Source organism: Lysinibacillus sp. YS11, from assembly GCF_002896375.1.
Classification (GTDB): Bacteria; Bacillota; Bacilli; order Bacillales_A; family Planococcaceae; genus Lysinibacillus; species Lysinibacillus capsici.
Genome location: NZ_CP026007.1, coordinates 3636001 through 3654699, shown reverse-complemented (window position 1 = coordinate 3654699; position 18699 = coordinate 3636001). Strand labels below are relative to the sequence as shown.

The following is an 18699-nucleotide window of genomic DNA, read 5'->3' as shown; positions in this document are numbered from 1 at the left end:
AAGTATGGCACACTGAAAGTGAATATATTACATATTTATGGAGGGGTTTTTTGCATGAGCACACCTAAAGACTTACGATACTCTGAAGAACATGAATGGGTAAAAGTAGAAGATGGAAAAGTACGTATTGGTATTACTCACTTCGCACAATCTGAATTAGGAGATATCGTATTCGTTGAGCTTCCACAAGTTGGCGACGAAATCAAAACAGATGATCCATTCGGTAGCGTAGAATCAGTAAAAACTGTTTCTGAATTATATGCACCAATCTCAGGTACTGTAGTTGAAGTAAATGCAGATTTAGAAGATAGCCCAGAATTCGTTAATGAATCACCATATGAAAAAGCATGGATGATCGTTGTTGAGCCTGCTGACGCATCAGAAGTTGAGAAACTAATGACAGCAGAGCAATACGAAGAAATGATCGCTGAATAAGACAAGCCATAATCGAAAAACGTCGGAAACTACCGGCGTTTTTTGTTATATAATGACTTATAAGTGGGGATCTCTAAATGGAGGTGGCGTAATGTTCGAGGGAAAATGCTTGATAGTAGAAGGGCGCTCAGATAAGCTACAAATTGAGCCTATTTTGAATGAGAATGTTACAATACTATGTACGAATGGTACAATTGGTGTGCATCAATTAGAAGAACTACTGGATCCCTATGAGGGCTGTGAGCTATTTACTTTTTTTGATGCAGATACTTCTGGTGATAAGCTACGTGCATTAATGGACAGACATTATCCAGAGGCTGAGCATCTGCGCACAATGCCAACATACAAGGAAGTAGAAACGACACCAAGAAAAGTGCTAGCAATGATTTTACTGCGTGCACATTTTTCAATCCATAATGAATATATTTTGTAAGGTTGCGTGAGTAAATGGAAGAATGGTCAATAGAGCAGTGGGAAGCGGCTAAACAGTCGGGAGAGAAAACTGCATTTTATTTATATACACCGATGTGTGGAACGTGTGCAGTGGCATCTAAAATGATGTCCATTATTGAGCAATTACTGCCACAGCTACAAATGGGTAAAGCAAATATCAACTTTTTGGAACACATAGCTTATGAGCATCAAATTGAAAGTGTTCCCTGTCTACTCATCAGTGATGGCGGAAAAGTGACAGAAAAGATTTATGCTTTTCAATCCGTACCATTTTTATATGAATTGTTAAAAAAATCAATTGACTGAACTTTACTAGCGTGGTAAAGTATCAAATATATTATTAAAACATTAAATATATCGAACTCTTATGAAGAGTGGCGGAGGGAAGTGCCCTATGAAGCCCGGCAACCATCACAATGTGAAAAGGTGCCAAATCACCCAAAGATTTTTCTTTGAAAGATGAGAGAACGGTTTAACGTATCATACGTGACCCCTTCTACTTGTCTGTGAGTGAAGGGGTTTTCTATATGAGAAAAGGAGTATTCGCTATGATCCAGCTTCAAAATATTACAAAGAAATACAAAACAGCAAATGGCGAATTAACAGCAGTCAAAGACGTCAACCTTACTATTAATAAAGGTGAAATTTTTGGCATTATCGGCTATAGTGGTGCTGGTAAAAGTACCATGATTCGTTTATTAAACGGTTTAGAGAAACCGACAGCAGGAACAGTAACGGTGAACAATCAAGAATTTTCATCGATAAAAGGGCAAAAACTTAGAGCAGCTAGACAAAAGGTAAGTATGATTTTCCAGCATTTTAATTTACTTTGGTCAAGAACAGTTGCCGAAAATATTGCATTCCCTTTAGAAATCGCAGGCTTCCCAAAGGCTCAACGTGAAGCGCGTGTGAAGGAATTAATTGCCCTTGTAGGCTTAGAAGGGCGCGATAAGGCATATCCATCTCAGCTTTCTGGGGGACAAAAGCAGCGTGTAGGAATTGCACGTGCATTAGCGAATAATCCAGAGGTTTTACTATGTGATGAGGCGACATCCGCACTCGACCCTGAAACAACGGATGCCATTCTTGATTTACTCGTAGATATAAATGAACGCTTAGGCTTAACAATCGTCCTGATTACCCACGAAATGCATGTCATCCGCAAAATTTGTCATCGTGTAGCGGTGATGGAGGCAGGCGAAATTGTGGAACGTGGTGAGGTATTACAAGTCTTCCAAGCCCCACAGGCGGCTATCACTAAGAAATTTGTATCTCAAATTACAGACACTAAGGAAACACAGGATACAGTAGCACAAATTAAAACAAACTATCCAACTGGACAACTTGTCAAATTGATTTTTGTTGGTGAAAAAACAGAACAGCCTGTCATCTCACATCTTGTGAAACAATTTGATGTAGAAGTAAGTATTGTTCACGGAAATATTTCGCAAACAAAAAATGGTGCATATGGTACATTGATTGTGCAAATTGATGGCTCTCAGACAAACGTCACTGAAGCCCTTCGTTATTTAAATACAGTGGAAGTACAGACGGAGGTGATTGAAAATGCTAACTAATCTCTTTCCGAATGTAGACTGGGAAAATATGTGGCAAGCTACGTATGAAACTTTATACATGACAGCTATATCAACGGTTGTGACATTTATTCTTGGGTTAGTCATTGGTATTGTTCTATTTCTAACTAGCCCCAATCAGTTATGGGCAAATAAAATCGTTAACTTTTTAACAGGATCACTCGTTAATATTTTCCGTTCCATTCCATTTATCGTATTAATTATTTTATTAATTCCATTTACGAAGTTTTTACTAGGTACAATTCGCGGTGCCAATGCAGCGTTACCTGCTTTAATTATCGGTGCAGCACCGTTTTATGCTCGTATGGTATTAATTGCGTTACGTGAAATTGATAAAGGTGTGATTGAAGCAGCCCGTTCAATGGGAGCAAAAACTTCTACGATTATTTGGAAAGTATTGGTTCCGGAATCATTACCAGCTTTGATTTCTGGTATCACTGTAACGGCTGTTGCTCTTGTAGGATATACAGCGATGGCAGGAATTATTGGTGCAGGTGGTCTTGGTAACTTAGCTTTCTTAGACGGCTTCCAGCGAAATCGCCAAGATGTGACATTAATGGCAACTATTTTGATCTTAGTAGTCGTATTTATTATTCAATGGATTGGTGATTTAATTACCGAGAAAATTGATAAACGCTAGCAAGAAAAAGGGGTTATTCCGGTTTTTACCGCTAACATATTTTAAACAAATAAAAGGGAGTGTCATAAATGAAAAAGTTATTAGCAGGATTATTTTTATCAATACTTGTACTAGCATTAGCAGCTTGCGGTACAGATAAAAAGAAGATGAAAAATCAGCATCTGGCGATCAAACAGATAACAAAGAAAACGTAACATTAAAAGTAGGTGCTTCTAATACACCGCACGCAGTTATTTTAGAAAAAGCAAAACCGATCTTAGCTAAAGAAGGCATAGACCTTGAAATTGAAACGTATACAGATTATGTTCTACCAAACCAAGATTTAGAGTCAAAAGATATTGATGCAAACTATTTCCAGCACATTCCTTACTTAGAGCTACAAATTAAAGACAATGGCTATGATTTCGTTAATGCAGGTGGCGTTCATATTGAACCAATCGGTATTTACTCTAAAAAATATAAAACGTTAGAAGACCTGCCTGAAGGCGCAACAATTTTACTTTCTAATTCAGTATCTGACCATGGTCGTATGCTGTCATTGCTAGAGGCTAAAGGCTTAATCAAATTAAAAGAAGGCATTGATAAAACAGCAGCAGAATTAAAGGATATTGAAGAAAATCCTAAAAACTTTAAATTCGATGCAAATACTGCCCCAGAAATGCTTGTACAAATGTACGAAAATGATGAAGGCGATGCAGTACTTATCAATTCTAACTTTGCCATCGATAACGGTTTAAACCCAATTGAAGATGCTATTTCTCTTGAAGATAAGGAATCTCCATATGTTAACATCATCGCTGTACGTGCAGGTGATGAAACAAAACCTGAAATTAAAAAATTATTAGAAGTATTAACATCTAAAGAAATCCAAGACTTCATTTTAGAAGAGTGGAAAGGTGCAGTAGTACCGGTAAAATAAGAATTAAAAATTTTATAAAAGGGTACATAAGTTTAACGACTCATGTACTCTTTTTTATTTGTAGTTAAATTGATGAGAAACTATGTATTTTTTATGACGTCTATTTATGTTTAGATATTGTTTAGTCATATTTATTACTATAGTAATGTTGTTAATCTACGAAATAAATGATAGAAAGTAATAATAAGAAAAAACTAGATGGAGTGATTCTAATGAATGATATAAAATTCACCCATGACATCATGCAAGAACATGAAGTAGAGCGCTACTTTAAAATATGGCGAGAAAGTGTTATTAGATCACGCCTTACTATAACAGCAGTCTTTTTAAAAACAGCTAATGCTACACAACTGAATGAAAATGTGAATGATCAAGTTACCTCGTTTTTACAATCAAAAATACGCAAGACAGACTTGCTTTTTCAATTATCCGACGGAGATCATTGGGGCATCTTCTTTTACAAAGTAGTGAAGTAGAAGCTAGGGCGTTTTTAAAACGAATATTTGCCATCTTAAAAGCAGAACGGAAGTTCCAACAGATTGCATTAAAGGCCTCTATAACAGAAATAAGAAATAATAACGTTATTTTTGAAGAGCTGTTAAATAAAAATAAACAGATGTTATCAGGGGATGAGCAATTAACATGGAGTATAGCAGAGGTAAAGGATTACTGTGAGCAACCAACTGAATTAGTGAAAGTTAGTATTATTGAGCAAAACGCCATTTTTAGACAAGTATTAGAGTCAACGCTTAAGCAAATAAATATCCCTTATTTTTCTTTAGATGTAAAGGTTTATGAGGATGGCTATAGCTTTTTGCAATCGGATGATTATAAATCAGGGCATATGCATCTAATTCTTATGAATGATATTTTACCTCTGAAAAATGGCTTAGAAATATTGCATATCTTACGACATATGCCAAATGAAAAGAAATTTATTATTTATATGATGTCAGAACGCAATTCTGAAGGAGCAGCGCTTAATGCTTATGAGGGCGGTGTTGATGAATATATTGTCAAACCATTTAATTTACGTTTGCTAGAAGCCAAAATTAAAAGAACGTTTGCGAGGTTTTGGCAATGATCAAGCTGACTGTTTCGACGCTTTTGGCAATAATTTTCTTCTTATTAGTTGTGCTCTTTATCTTTTTAATGTATTTACTTGTTCAGCGCCAGCGTGAAAGCTATTTTGAAAAAGTTCGTGACCGTTATTTACAAAATTATTCTCAACTTTGGTATGATTACTTATTCAATAACGCATTATTTAGTATCGTATTGGTTCCTCGAGGCAGGGCCCAAGTAGAAGCTATTGAAAAAATTTTTTCATCCTATTTAAAGAATATAAGGAATGAACAGGTGGAACTAAAAATAAAACAATTCTCCAATCAATATTTAAAAGCATTCTACGAAAAAGATTTATCAAGTAGACGATGGAGTATTCGAATGAATGCCCTTTATCGAATTGCAGACTTACAAATAGATGAATTGCTAACGAAGTGCCAAGAATTCGAAAAAAATAACATTACAGATGAAGAACATTTCCAGTTATTAAAAATATACTCCCTTTTCCAACCAGATTTATTTATGGAGAAAATAAAAAATTCCAATGTAAATTACGCTGAAAGTGAATATAGAAGACTATTTGTATTATTAGATGATAATGTATTCATTCAATTTCTCCATGATTTTAATAGCTTGCCAGCTAATATGCAATTTGCTGTTATTGATACTGCTGCTGTAAAAAGAAAGATGGAGTATTTGGATGAATTAAAAAAATTATTACACCATGATACACCGGAAATTAACATCAGAGCATTAAAAGGGCTTTATGAAATTGGTATTATTGATGAGATGGATCCCTTTATCCCTTTTGTGACCTCTGAAATGTGGGAAGCCAGGTTAATGGTTGCCAAAATTTTCAAGCATGTACCGCTTACTTACACTTATAGTTATTTAGAGCAGCTTCTTCAAGATGAGAATTGGTGGGTACGTTCCCAAGCGGCAAAAACGATTGTAGAAGATCGACATGGTATTGCCAAATTACAGCAATTCATTGAATCCTCAAATGATCAATATGCAATTGAAATGGCCCAAGAAATTGCAGCGAGAAAAGAGGGGAAGTAAATGAAAATAATTGATTATTGCATGATGTTTTTTGGGGGCATTATTTTATTTTATATGCTGTTCGTTATCGTGTCATATTGTACAATGTTCATCATTGCTATGCTGGATTTAAGAAAACGCTATCGTCTCGATCTATCAGAGTATGATGATGCACATATCGATGCCTTTTATTCAAAACCGGTATCGTTACTTGTTCCTGCTTACAATGAAGAAGTAGGAGTTGTAGATACAGTATATTCATTATTGAATTTACGTTATCCTCAAACTGAAATTATCATTATTAACGATGGATCTACAGATCAAACCCTTCAAACGGTCATCGAACATTTTCAAATGAAGCCAATCAATAAAATTGTTCGAACTAACATCCCTACAAAAGACATTAAACAAATATATGAATCAGAAATCTATAAAAATTGTATTTTAGTTGATAAAGAAAATGGTGGTAAGGCTGATGCACTAAATGTGGGTATTAATGTATCTCAATATCCATATTTTTGCTCCATTGATGGGGACTCCATTTTAGATGAAAAATCCTTGCTGCGGGTGATGAAGCCTATCATTTTATCTGATGGTGAGGTCATTGCAGCAGGAGGTAATATTCGTATTGCAAATGGTGCAAAGATGCAGTTTGGCTCTATTTATGAGACTCAATTACCTAGTAATTACCTAGTAATCATGCAAGTAATCGAATATTTGCGGGCATTTTTAATGGGGCGAATAGCGTTAAGTAAATTCAATTTAGTCCTTATTATTTCAGGAGCATTTAGTGTTTTCTCTAAAAAATGGGCTGTTGAAGCAGGTGGATATTCAACCAATATTATTGGGGAAGATATGGAACTAGTGGTGAATATCCATCGACTTATAAAAGAAAAAAAAGAAAATAAGCGTATTGAATTTGTACCTGACCCAGTTTGCTGGACGGAAGCACCTCAAACATTAGGAGTACTACGCAATCAACGAAGAAGGTGGCATCAAGGGTTATTTGAAAGTCTATGGAAGCATAAAAAAATGACCTTGAATCCTAGATATGGAATGATTGGATTTCTTTCGTTCCCGTATTTTTGGCTAGTGGAATGTCTAGGGCCTCTTGTCGAGTTAGGAGGATATATTTATATTGTCATAGCCTTTTTCTTAGGGAAAATTTATTATGAGGTTGCGCTCATGCTGCTACTACTATTCGTTATTTATGGTGTTATTTTTTCAATAGCGGCAATATTGTTTGAATCGTGGAGTATGAATACGTATCCGAAAAAAAGAGAGTTGTTACGCATGATTCTTTTAGCGTTTACAGAAATTTTTTGGTATCGCCCACTAACATTATTCTGGCGCTGTGAGGGATTACTTCGTTTTGTCTTAAGAAAAAGTGACTGGGGTAATATGAAACGTGTCGGCATTGCTGAAAAGGAGAAAAGTGTATGAAACGAATCTATATAGGGGTTATGGTCGTACTAGTCCTCATGATAATCCCTATTACATGGTGGTACTTAGAAGATGAAAAACAGCTTAATGTGGCCATTATAGATAAAACCGTTCCGAATGAGTCTTACCGAGAGCACTTAGGAGTGAATTGGTTTTTAAACCATTATAAATATAGATTAAATAATGAACCTTATGACGTAGAACGCGATTACTATGGTACGGTTCCAAATGATGAAACTAAAAGTGTTGTTGAAAAGAATTTGCCAAATGATTATAGTGACTATGATGTCATTTATTTGGCAGATACGTACGGAGTTTATAAAGATGATTTACAACAAACAAAACGTTTAGGTGAACGTTCTGAAAAAATTGTTGGAGGACTTGAACAAAAAGAATGGCAGTCAATCGTCGAACGCTTAGCCAGCAAAAAAAAGAGCATGTTAATTGCTGAGTATAACACGTTTGCTTCACCAACATCAGGGGAAGTTCGTAAAGAATTACAGGATTATTTAGGAATTACATGGTCTGGCTGGATCGGACGTTATTTCGATGAGCTTGATTATCATAAAAATTTAGAAATACCACAATGGGTGATCGATGAACATGGCGATAATTGGTCATATAAAGGTGGAGGCTTTTTACTATTTAACGAAATAACTGAGGAGCTTCTTGTTCTAGAAATGGACAAGCATGTTAAATCTGAAGGCATTCAAGTGCAGTTTACTGAAAATGGGAAAAAATTCTTTCATTCATCTGCAAGGGCGCAATACGATTATTGGTTTGATATTATTACACCTAAATATGCTGAAGATGCTCTTGCAAATTATAAATGGGATTTAACAAAAAAAGGAACAGAGCTGTTAAAGGCTAATGGCATTCCTGAACAATTTGCAGCAATTGTAGGCCAAGATAAAAGTTACACATCTAGTTATTATTTTGCGGGAGATTTTAATGATATCGCACGGGTACCGAATATTTATAAAATAAAAGGGTTACCTACAATCTATAAATATGCTGAGAAGTATGCGGACAGTTCGTTTTATTGGTCCATTTACATCCCAGTAATGCATAAAATATTTGATTCATTTGAACACAAAGAGGTTCAGGACACTGTAAATCATGAGAAATTAAACTATAATGCACGAATTCAGGGACAATCTTTTGAGGTGCTAAGAGATGGCAAATGGGAACCAACCGTATTTAAGGGTGTCAATATCGGAATGGGGAAACCTGGCGCTTTTCCTGGAGAAGCAGCAATTACTGAAGAGGAATATTATCGATGGTTTAAACAAATAGCAGACATGAATGCTAATACGATACGAGTCTATACAAAACATCCACCAGGCTTTTATAGAGCACTTGCTAAATATAATGAAGAACATCCAAAAAAACCATTATATGTTTTACATGGAGTTTGGATTAATGAAGAGGGCTTAGCAGGTTCATTGGATGCCTATGACAAAGATACATTAGAAGATTTCCAATTAGAAATGAAACAAATGGTAGATGTCATTCATGGAAATATCTATGTGGAGCCTCGCCCAGGACATGCATCTGGCTTGTATGATGTAGACGTATCAAAATATGTTATAGGATGGGTACTAGGAATTGAATGGTATCCACACATGGTTGTGGGAACGAATGAAAAACATGCAAATATTGGTCAATACAACGGTACTTTTTTTGAAACCAAGGGTGCCTCTCCGTTTGAGCATTGGCTAGCAGAACAAATGGATGTGGTGTCAGTTTATGAAAAGGAAAAATATAACTGGCTACGTCCAATGAGTTTCACAAACTGGGTCACAACTGACATTCTTGAACATCCGTCAGAGCCATCTGAGGATGAAGATTTAGTAGGGGTCAATCCAAATGTTATTCATACAAAAGGAGAGATGACTGCACCGGGACAATTTGCTTCCTATCATGTGTATCCTTACTACCCTGACTTCTTTAATTTCGATAAAGATTATTTAAATTATGTCGATTTCCGAGGGAACAAAAATAGCTATGCAGGTTATTTAAAAGAGCTCCATGAAGCTCATACTATGCCTGTTCTTATTGCGGAATTTGGTATTCCAGCATCACGTGGTAAAACACATGATAATGTATATGGTTGGAATCAGGGGCAAATGTCAGAGCAAGCACAGGGAGAAACACTTCAACATTTATTTGAGGATATTATGCATGAAGGGCTCATGGGAGGACTTGTTTTTACATGGCAAGATGAGTGGTTTAAACGAACGTGGAATACGATGGATTATGATGATCCGAATCGTCGACCATTTTGGTCCAATGCTCAAACAAATGAGCAACAGTTTGGATTATTAAGCTTTGATAGACTTAAGGTAAAAGTAGATGGAGAGACAACGGAATGGACGGGTAAACAGCTATATGATACTGCACCAAACAATCCAACAGATTTTGCAGTAGACTATGATGAGCGCTATTTGTACATTAAATTAAAAAGTGAGGAGTTAGCCAATACCTCCCCTCGCATTTTATTAGATGTTGTACCAGGTCAAGGAAATATGTCTGCTACATCTATAAAAAATATGACGTTTTCCAATGGTGTTGATTTTATAGTTGAGCTCAATAAAAATGGTCAATCTAGGGTTGTTATTGATGAATACTACGATTTCTATGATTATTTATATGGCCACCGTTTAAATTTAGTTGCTCCCCGAATGGCAAATGCCTTGAAAAATAGTGGAAAGTTCGCCCCTATTTACTATGTGTTAAATAAACAACTATTTTTACCTGAGCAAAATAGAACGACTGATTTTAGTATCTACGAAACAGGAAAATTACTTCAAGGAAATGCTAATCCAGAAGCAAAAGATTATGATTCTTTAGTTGATTATACTTGGACCGATGACAATGTTATCGAACTTCGCATCCCTTGGTTATTGATTCAAGCTAAAGATCCGAGTCAGCGTGAGTTTATAGGTAACCTGTATAAAGATGGCGATAAAGCGGCGGTTAAAGTAGACAATATTTATATTGGTGCTTTATTTGTAGATAAAGAGAACAACGTTGTTCAATCTATGCCAGCAGCTTCTAATGGTGTTTTACCACCACTGTCTGCTTTTACATGGGAAACATGGCAAGTTCCAAAATATGAAGAGCGCTTAAAACAATCCTATTATATTTTACAAAAATTATTTAAAGCATATTAAAGGAGCTAAGGGTAGATTGTTCTGCCCTTAGCTCTTTTTTATTTACCAATCCCCTTAAGTGTCGGTGGACAACCGAGGCTTAAGGGGATTTTTAGAATTGTAGAAAGAAAAATTTTTCTAAACAAAAAATTTACAGTTAATGGTTAATGTAAAAAACGTCGTAAATAGACGTTTTTATAATGAAAATTTGATTTATTTTTTAGGAGAATAGGTTTTTATTACCTTGGATGTAATTGTTTAGAAATTGTTTAGCTTCAATTAGTACTATATAAACGTTAATAAACTTATTTTGAGTGATGTTATCCTACTGATCTATTTCGACTAAAGAGTCCTGTGTAAGTTTGAATGTTGAAGGGGGTTTTTACAAAAGATGACGAGAATTGAACCATTGCTTTATGGAATGCGTTCCTCAATTAAATAAAGAAAAAACAATGAAAATACAGATTAAATAAAGGAGTAATTTTAATGACGAGCGAAACGAAATCACTAAGTACAGCTTTATTGAAAAAAATCCAAACAAAAAAAGCAACAATTGGAGTGATTGGACTTGGCTATGTAGGTTTACCGTTTGCTGTGGAAATAGCTCAAAATGGATTTAAGGTAGTTGGCTTTGATAAGAATCAAGGAAAAATCAGACAATTGCAAAATGGTGAAAGTTATATTGCTGATTTACCGAGAGAAAATATAGAGCAAATGATCGAAAGTAAACATTTTGAAGCAACTAAGGATTTTTCTATGCTTTCACAAGCAGACGTTGTGATTATTTGTGTACCTACACCTACTACTCCTGATGGAACACCTAATATTTCATATATCGAAGAAGCAACGCATGCCATCGGTCAAAATATTAAAGCCAATGTGCTAGTTATTCTTGAAAGTACGACTTACCCTGGGACAACAGAAGAAATGGTCCAGCCTATTTTACAAAAATATGGTTTTACTATTGGTCATGATTTGTTTTTAGCGTATTCACCAGAACGTGTTGATCCAGGAAATAGCAACTTTTCCGTGTCGAATACACCAAAAGTGATTGGGGGAATAACAGCCACATGCCTAGAATTATCAAAGATTTTTTATGAAACAGTTCTTCATACCCATGTGTGTACTGTGACAAGCCCTAGAGTAGCTGAAATGGAGAAATTACTGGAAAATACTTTTCGCCAAATTAACATAGCCCTTGTAAACGAGTTAAGTCAGATTTGCTATAAGATGAACATTGATATTTGGGAAGTTATTGATGCAGCTTCTACAAAGCCTTATGGTTTTATGCCATTTACACCAGGGCCAGGAGTGGGGGGGCATTGTATTCCAGTCGATCCTAAATATCTACTATGGGCTGGGCAACAACATGGTATCTCTGCAACGTTAATTGAAGCAGCTGATAAAATCAATGACTCAATGCCCAACTTTGTAGTAGAGAGATTAAGTAATTACTTACGTACTCAAAATAAAGAGCTGTATAGAGCCAATATTGTTGTCATTGGTGTCACTTATAAACCTAATATAAACGATTCACGGGAATCGCCAGCACTTCATGTTATTCAGCAACTACTAGATAAACAATGCCAATTAACAATCATTGATCCTTATATACAAACATTCACTATCGAACAATCCCATTTCGATACGGTTGCATTAACAGCACCAATAATCCAACAAGCAGATGCAGTATTAATTTTAACGAATCATTCAACTATTGATTACTCTTTAATTGATCAACAAGCTTCTTTAATTTTTGATACACGTAATACCCATTTTTTGTTCGAAAATAAAAATTATTACAAATTATAAGGGGGAATTCATAGGAAATGAAACTACTAAAACTATGTGGTCTGCTCATCATACTATTCTTAGTGGGCTGTCAGTCAGCGACCCAAGAAACGATTCATCCCATTGATTCTTCTATAGAGGTTAAAAAATCTGATGGAAGTAAAAGTGATGTAATCAGTCATGCCAATATTGTAGTGCCGAAAGTATCGTTAACATTTAATGGTTTAGCAGATAACGACACAATGAAATTGCTATTAACGAAACTAGATGAATCGAATATGAAGGCTACCTTTTTTCTGGACGGAATGCGTGTTGCTCAAGAGCCAGAGCTTGTGAAAGATATCTTAAAAAGGGGACATGAGGTGCAAAACGGTACATTGACATTTCCAGATGTAACGTCTTTGGATTATGACCAAACGTATGAAGAAATCATGTTAACCAATCAAATTTTTGAAGAGCATTTAGGCTATACACCAAAATTTGTTCGTAGTCGTTCAGGCGATGTTACCGATAATATGCGCTTAGCAGCTAAGGCGCTTGATATGAAAGCCGTTATTGGATTATCTATTAACCCACTTGATAGAAAAATGCAAAGTGCTCAGGAGCTGATTAATTATATCAGTAAATATATTGATAGGGGCTCTATTATTCATCTCAACACATACATTAATCCTGCCATTATTGATGCTATACCATTATTAGCTCAATTAGCTAAAGAACGCGAGTATACCATTACTACTTTGAGTGATCTATTGGATAAACGTTATTTAACAAAGTCCGTGGAAGAAATTTCAGGATATGATGCTGTCAGTCCAAATGTAAATTATGAGCAAGCCAAGCCGAATTTATATTATCGAAAAGAGACAACAAAAAAGGAAATAGCTATTACTTTTGATGATTGGGCACATGAAAAACGAGTAAAAGAAGTGTTGGATGTTTTACGTAAATATAATATCAAAAGTACCTTTTTCCTAATAGGAAGTGGTGTGGAGAAGAATCCACAATTAGCGAAGATGATTGTAGAGGAAGGTCATGAGGTAGCGAGCCACTCCTATTACCATTTAGATGTTACAAAAATGACACCCGAAGAATTACAAGATGATTTAGTGAAGGCACATCAGGCATTAACCTATGCTTTACAAGAGCCCCCGCTTCTATATTTCCGACCAGCCCAAGGAATAATGGATGAGCGAACGGCCAAGATCATTACTGCTGCGGGAATTAAAACGATTGCTATGTATGATATCGCTTCTTTTGATTGGAATTTAGATTACTCAGCACAAGACATTTACGAACGGGTGATTTCTAGGGTTGGGCCCGGCAAGGTCATTGTCATGCATATCCTAGATGGAACAAATACGGTAGAAGCACTTCCACTCATTATTGAAAAACTTCTAGAAGATGGTTATAGCTTTAGCAAAATGTCTACTTGGATTGAAGAAGATTCAAATAGGGATGTGAATGAACAATGAAAACAAAAAAGAGATCTTAACGATACCACGCTCTGACCGTCGGATTCTTTCAAATATTCCCGATCCCGAAAATGTAAGGAGCCTTGTGAATCGTCGTGGCGCCTCCTATCAGAAAGAGGAAATTGATCCGACAGATGTGAATGAAATCTATCGACTTCAACAATTAAGTTTACGCTACGAAACTCATTTTGAGGTTCATATTAAAAGGGCAAAACGCCAAGTGAACGCAGAAAAACTTTTTGCAGAGGATATTTCGGTAACGGGTATCCTCGTTTACTCTAATCAACCTCATGAATTTTTAATAAATGAAATTTTAACAATGAATTTCAACATACCGGGTGGTGCAATGCCTGAGGGCTATGAAGCCAAAGTGAAGTTAAAGGCTAAGGTTGTCCGTTATTTTACGAAAGAAGTGGATGGAGAACTACGTTATTATGCTGCCTGTGAATTTTTACAGCCTTTAAACGAATATATGACAAAAAAACGTTGGGGCATTTCTATTTTTATGGCTAGTTTATTTTTATTGGTCGTATCGATTATTGTCATGTTAATGAGAGCAGAAAGCGTGATTTACTTTAGGTTTAATAAATTTTTATATCTTTATAGTATTATTGCAGCAACATTTCTGTTAAGTAGATATTTATTTGGTATTTTCTATAAAAATGTACCGATCAATCCAAAGTTTGAACCAGGTGTCTCCATTATTATTCCAGTCTTTAATGAGGAAGAGTGGATTCATCGCACGATTTCTAGTTGTATCAATCAATATTACCCAGTAGATAAATTAGAAGTAATCGTTGTAGATGATTGTTCAACAGATCGTACAGAGGAAAAGGCATACGACATGATTAACCTTATTCATCAAGAGGGTGAACGATTTAAGACGAATGATCGATTAAAGTTTTATAAGCTTCCACAAAACGGTGGGAAACGGGAAGCGTTAGTTGCGGGTGTTCATCAAGCGAAGCATGATTTAGTTGTTTTTGTGGATTCCGATAGTTTTTTAGAGCCACATGCAATCCGTAATTTAGTGCAACCTTTTCAAGATCCCAAAATGGGCGGTGTGGCTGGCCGAACAGAGGTTGAAAATAAATTTACTAATGCGCTAACTAAATTACAGACGGTTCGTTATTATATTGCCTTCCGTATTATGAAAGCAGCTGAAGCATGGTTTGATACGGTTACTTGCTTATCAGGACCACTAGCCTGTTACCGGAAAGAGCTAATTTTAAAAAATGAAACAGCATGGCTTAATCAAAAATTTCTTGGTCAGCCAGCAACTTTTGGTGATGACCGTAGTATGACGAACTATATTTTAAAAACACATCGAACAGGCTATCAGGACAATGCCATTTGTTCGACAATTGTTCCATCTGACACAAAAGTTTTTCTGTCCCAGCAAATGAGATGGAAACGTTCTTGGCTTCGAGAATCTTTGCGTGCATTTTTATTTATGTGGAAAAAAGAACCGTTTATGTTCCTTTTCTTCATTATTGGTTTAATTGTTCCTATTGCAGCACCAATTGTCGTTGTTTATAACTTAATTTATGTACCAGTCATGTATGGTATTTTTCCTACAACGTTTTTAATAGGTTTACTATTAATGGCCATGCTTATGAGTTTGGCTCATCTATTCTTTAGAAAAAGTAAACTATGGGGATTTGGTTTTATCTTTGTCCTTTATTATGAATTTATTTTGCTATGGCAGATGCCAGTTGCTTGGGTGACTTTTTGGAAATCTACATGGGGGACAAGGGAAACACCTCAGGATGTTCTAGCGAAGGAAAAGAAAATGGAAAAGCAAAAATTACGAAAATCCCGATTTTCGATGGTGAAAATTAGAAAAAAGGGTGAGAAGGAATGAACGGAAAAAGTGTAGAGCTTCAGCCAGCTAAAAAAAATCGTCGGAAAATCATCCGTTCGATCGCTCAATTAATAATAGTAGTATTGTTAGCTGTCATTTTAATTAAAGCTGTTTTTCTAACAGAGAAAAGGGGAGCTGAAACAGTTCCATTAAATAATAAAGAGGGTTTTATTGCCCTTTCCTATTTTGGTGTCAGTAGAAATGAATCACCTAAATATGTGTCTAAAAAGAATTTAGAAGAACAATTAACTTTGTTAGAAAAACAAGGGTATCAAACCATTACTCAAAAGGATATTTTAGACTTCTATCAGCATGATAAACCATTGCCAGAAAAAGCTTTGTATCTATCATTTGAAGATGGACGTACAGATTCTAGTATTTTTGCTCAAAATATTATGGAAAAATTAAATTATAAGGCGACGATGTTTACGTATGCCAATAAAATGGATACAACCGATAATAAATTTTTAAAGCCCAAAGATTTAAAACTGATGGAAAAAAGCGGTTATTGGGAAATGGGCTCCAATGGATATAGGTTAACCTATATTAATATTTTTAATGATAAAGGACAGTCCTTAGGCGTCATAGATGAAAATAACGTACCTAATAAAACAACAATAGAATACTATAATCATTATTTAATGGATTTTATTCGTAATCAATATATGATACCAAGTGAAACTCGACAAGAGATGGAGGCTCGTATTAAGAAGGACTACAATTTAATGCAGGATATCTATCATGAAGAGTTGGGGGAAGTCCCTAAAGCCTACGCAATTATGCATGCAAACTCACTTTATAACAATATGGATCCTCTCGTGGAAAGTGTGAATAACAAAGAAATTAAAGACAAGTTTCGTATGCATTTTAATCTAGAATTAGGAGCCTACAATGATAAAGAGGCAGATATTTATAATTTAAGCAGATTACAAGTATCGCCATATTGGTCAACTAATCATGTGATGATGAAGATCAGACAGGCCAGTAGGCAAAACATACAATTTAAGATAGGAGATCAGGAAGTAGCACAACACTGGAAAGTGATAAATGGTGCGGCAGAATATGAAAATAATGAGATTACATTAACTTCAGCACCATCAAGTGAAGGCAGAATTCTTTTAAAGGAGGAACTACCAGATCAATATAATGTGAATTTTGCGTTTAAAGGGAATGTGGTTGGCCAACAAGCTTTCTATGTAAATTACGATGAAAAAACAAATAGTTATTTACGAATTGTGCTAGCCGATAATGAGATTGTAATAAATGAAAAATTACCAGGCGGGGGAATTGTTGAAAAAGAACGCTTTCTATTAAATGGAATTAAGTGGAATGAAGAAGAATACGCATTTAATAAAGCAACAGTTTACACTTACCATGATACGCAAAAAGGGTCACGTATAGATGAAGAAGAGTACCCAAGAAACTTAACGGAAAATAGAGTATTTAACATTGTTATAAATAAGGATAAAATAGAAATAGATGTAGATAATGTATTATCCGAGACCGTTCAAATAAATCCGAAATTACAAGGGGCACAGATTGGATTTGGTGCGTTGTACAGCAATAAGAACACTTCACACGAACAGTATGCAGATGATATTTACGATACATTAATTGAAGATATTTTGATTACAGATAAAAACAATCAAACTATTTTTACGAACCAATATACGAATTTCGAGAAGGTTAAGTATAAATCCACTGAGTTATTTAATCATGTCGTTGATTTCTTTATCGAGACCTTCTAAATCGGGGTGAAATTAGAGTCAAGTGAAGAACATTATGTTATTTATTTGTATTGCGCTACTATTAATTACAGCTTGTAGTAATAGTAAAGAACAGCCAGCGAAAGCAAAAGAAGAATTTAACGATAAGGAGAAGCTCCGATTATCTATTTGGTTACCAGAATGGCAAAATAAATCCGCCATGAAAGATGTAGAAAATTCTCAGCTTGGATTACAAGATATACGTGTTTTTGGCGCATATTTTAATAGCAATGATGAACTATTGTTAACAGAAAATGCCGTAGATATGTTGCAAAAGACCAAGCAGCAATTTAATGATTCCCATCATGTGATCCTAACACTCATCAATGATTATGTAACAGAGAATGCTCCATCTGTTCAAAAGGATAGCACGCTTTTGCATAGATTATTGCAGGATTCCTCAGCAAGGCAAAAGCATATTGGAAATATTTTGCGGGTTGTGGAACAATATCAAGTAAATGGCATTGAGATTGATTATGAAAAGGTGGCTAAAGATGACCTTCAAAACTATATCCTATTTTTAGAAGAGCTTTACCAAGAGCTTTCCAAAAAGGATGTTACATTGCATGTTGTACTCGAACCACGCTTTCCATTTGATGTGAAATTGCCAGATGGACCTCACTATACAGTAATGGCCTATAATGTTCATGGTTACCACAGTGGGCCAGGTGCTAAAGCTACTTTTTCTTTTCTAGATGATTTAGTAAAAAAAATGAAGAAGTCTAATCAAGATTTAGCTATCGCCTTTGCCACTGGAGGTTTTGATTGGGTAGCTCAGGGCAAAACAGTCGCTTTAACAGAGCTTGAGGCCGAACAATTACTAGCCGATAGAAAAGCAGCTAAGCAGCGTGATCAAGCAAGTGGAGCCGTTTATTTTTCATATGTAGATGACAATAATGTCAGCCATGAAGTTTGGTATGCTGATCAAGAAACGCTAGAAAAATGGGTTACTTACGTTCAAAAGAAAAGCTATCATGACGTTGTATTATGGCGTGCAGGAGGCTTAGGAGAGAAAACAATAGAATGGATTGCTGAGCAATCAACAGAATAATAAAAAAATCGC

At 35.5% G+C, this 18699-nt stretch carries 15 protein-coding genes, 1 pseudogene and 1 riboswitch; all 16 genes and pseudogenes read left to right on the top strand.

The features are described from left to right. Nucleotides 1-54: 54 nt before the first annotated feature. The 16 genes and pseudogenes from gcvH (at nucleotide 55) to LBYS11_RS18300 (ending at nucleotide 18687) form a co-directional block, all read left to right on the top strand. Nucleotides 55-435 (top strand): glycine cleavage system protein GcvH, encoded by a 381-nt coding sequence (gcvH, locus tag LBYS11_RS18370; protein ID WP_004228227.1) that lies wholly within the window; start codon nucleotides 55-57, stop codon nucleotides 433-435. Between the two features lie 91 nt (nucleotides 436-526). Next, nucleotides 527-868: a toprim domain-containing protein gene (locus LBYS11_RS18365; protein ID WP_004228229.1), complete on the top strand. Its 342-nt coding sequence runs from the start codon at nucleotides 527-529 to the stop codon at nucleotides 866-868. A gap of 14 nt (nucleotides 869-882) precedes the next feature. Further along, nucleotides 883-1194 carry a thioredoxin family protein gene (locus LBYS11_RS18360; RefSeq protein ID WP_048394370.1) on the top strand — a complete coding sequence of 104 codons (312 nt, stop codon included), beginning with the start codon at nucleotides 883-885 and terminating at the stop codon, nucleotides 1192-1194. A gap of 56 nt (nucleotides 1195-1250) precedes the next feature. Beyond that, a riboswitch (SAM riboswitch) is annotated at nucleotides 1251-1354 on the top strand. An 82-nt stretch (nucleotides 1355-1436) separates the two neighbouring features. Next, on the top strand, nucleotides 1437-2465 hold the full coding sequence (locus LBYS11_RS18355) for a methionine ABC transporter ATP-binding protein (protein ID WP_004228232.1): 1029 nt from the start codon (nucleotides 1437-1439) through the stop codon (nucleotides 2463-2465). Beyond that, entirely contained in the window at nucleotides 2455-3123 is a 669-nt protein-coding gene (locus LBYS11_RS18350; protein WP_004228234.1) for a methionine ABC transporter permease, read from the top strand. The genes LBYS11_RS18355 and LBYS11_RS18350 overlap by 11 nt, the downstream gene beginning before the upstream one ends. A 68-nt stretch (nucleotides 3124-3191) precedes the next feature. Then, nucleotides 3192-4042, top strand: a pseudogene (locus LBYS11_RS18345) (MetQ/NlpA family ABC transporter substrate-binding protein). Between the two features lie 212 nt (nucleotides 4043-4254). Beyond that, nucleotides 4255-4518, top strand: coding sequence for a hypothetical protein (locus tag LBYS11_RS23800; protein ID WP_233732155.1), 264 nt, complete (start codon nucleotides 4255-4257; stop codon nucleotides 4516-4518). Continuing rightward, nucleotides 4485-5126: a response regulator gene (locus LBYS11_RS18340; protein WP_233732152.1), complete on the top strand. Its 642-nt coding sequence runs from the start codon at nucleotides 4485-4487 to the stop codon at nucleotides 5124-5126. The genes LBYS11_RS23800 and LBYS11_RS18340 overlap by 34 nt, the downstream gene beginning before the upstream one ends. Continuing rightward, the gene (locus tag LBYS11_RS18335; RefSeq protein ID WP_103118734.1) at nucleotides 5123-6166 is read left to right on the top strand and encodes a HEAT repeat domain-containing protein; all 1044 of its coding nucleotides are present in this window, start codon (nucleotides 5123-5125) and stop codon (nucleotides 6164-6166) included. The genes LBYS11_RS18340 and LBYS11_RS18335 overlap by 4 nt, the downstream gene beginning before the upstream one ends. Further along, entirely contained in the window at nucleotides 6167-7588 is a 1422-nt protein-coding gene (locus LBYS11_RS18330; protein WP_054549456.1) for a glycosyltransferase family 2 protein, read from the top strand. It begins immediately after the preceding gene. Then, nucleotides 7585-10764 (top strand): hypothetical protein, encoded by a 3180-nt coding sequence (locus LBYS11_RS18325; RefSeq protein WP_103118733.1) that lies wholly within the window; start codon nucleotides 7585-7587, stop codon nucleotides 10762-10764. Before LBYS11_RS18330 ends, LBYS11_RS18325 begins: the two co-directional genes overlap by 4 nt. Nucleotides 10765-11229: 465 nt before the next feature. Beyond that, the gene (locus LBYS11_RS18320; protein WP_103118732.1) at nucleotides 11230-12555 is read left to right on the top strand and encodes a nucleotide sugar dehydrogenase; all 1326 of its coding nucleotides are present in this window, start codon (nucleotides 11230-11232) and stop codon (nucleotides 12553-12555) included. A gap of 17 nt (nucleotides 12556-12572) precedes the next feature. Then, the gene (locus tag LBYS11_RS18315; RefSeq protein ID WP_103118731.1) at nucleotides 12573-14006 is read left to right on the top strand and encodes a polysaccharide deacetylase family protein; all 1434 of its coding nucleotides are present in this window, start codon (nucleotides 12573-12575) and stop codon (nucleotides 14004-14006) included. Then, nucleotides 13996-15870, top strand: coding sequence for a glycosyltransferase family 2 protein (locus tag LBYS11_RS18310; protein ID WP_103118730.1), 1875 nt, complete (start codon nucleotides 13996-13998; stop codon nucleotides 15868-15870). Before LBYS11_RS18315 ends, LBYS11_RS18310 begins: the two co-directional genes overlap by 11 nt. Next, nucleotides 15867-17618: a polysaccharide deacetylase family protein gene (locus tag LBYS11_RS18305; protein WP_103118729.1), complete on the top strand. Its 1752-nt coding sequence runs from the start codon at nucleotides 15867-15869 to the stop codon at nucleotides 17616-17618. The genes LBYS11_RS18310 and LBYS11_RS18305 overlap by 4 nt, the downstream gene beginning before the upstream one ends. Nucleotides 17619-17640: 22 nt before the next feature. After that, complete coding sequence (locus LBYS11_RS18300) at nucleotides 17641-18687, top strand: glycosyl hydrolase family 18 protein (protein ID WP_233732149.1); 1047 nt, start codon at nucleotides 17641-17643, stop codon at nucleotides 18685-18687. Nucleotides 18688-18699 lie beyond the last annotated feature (12 nt).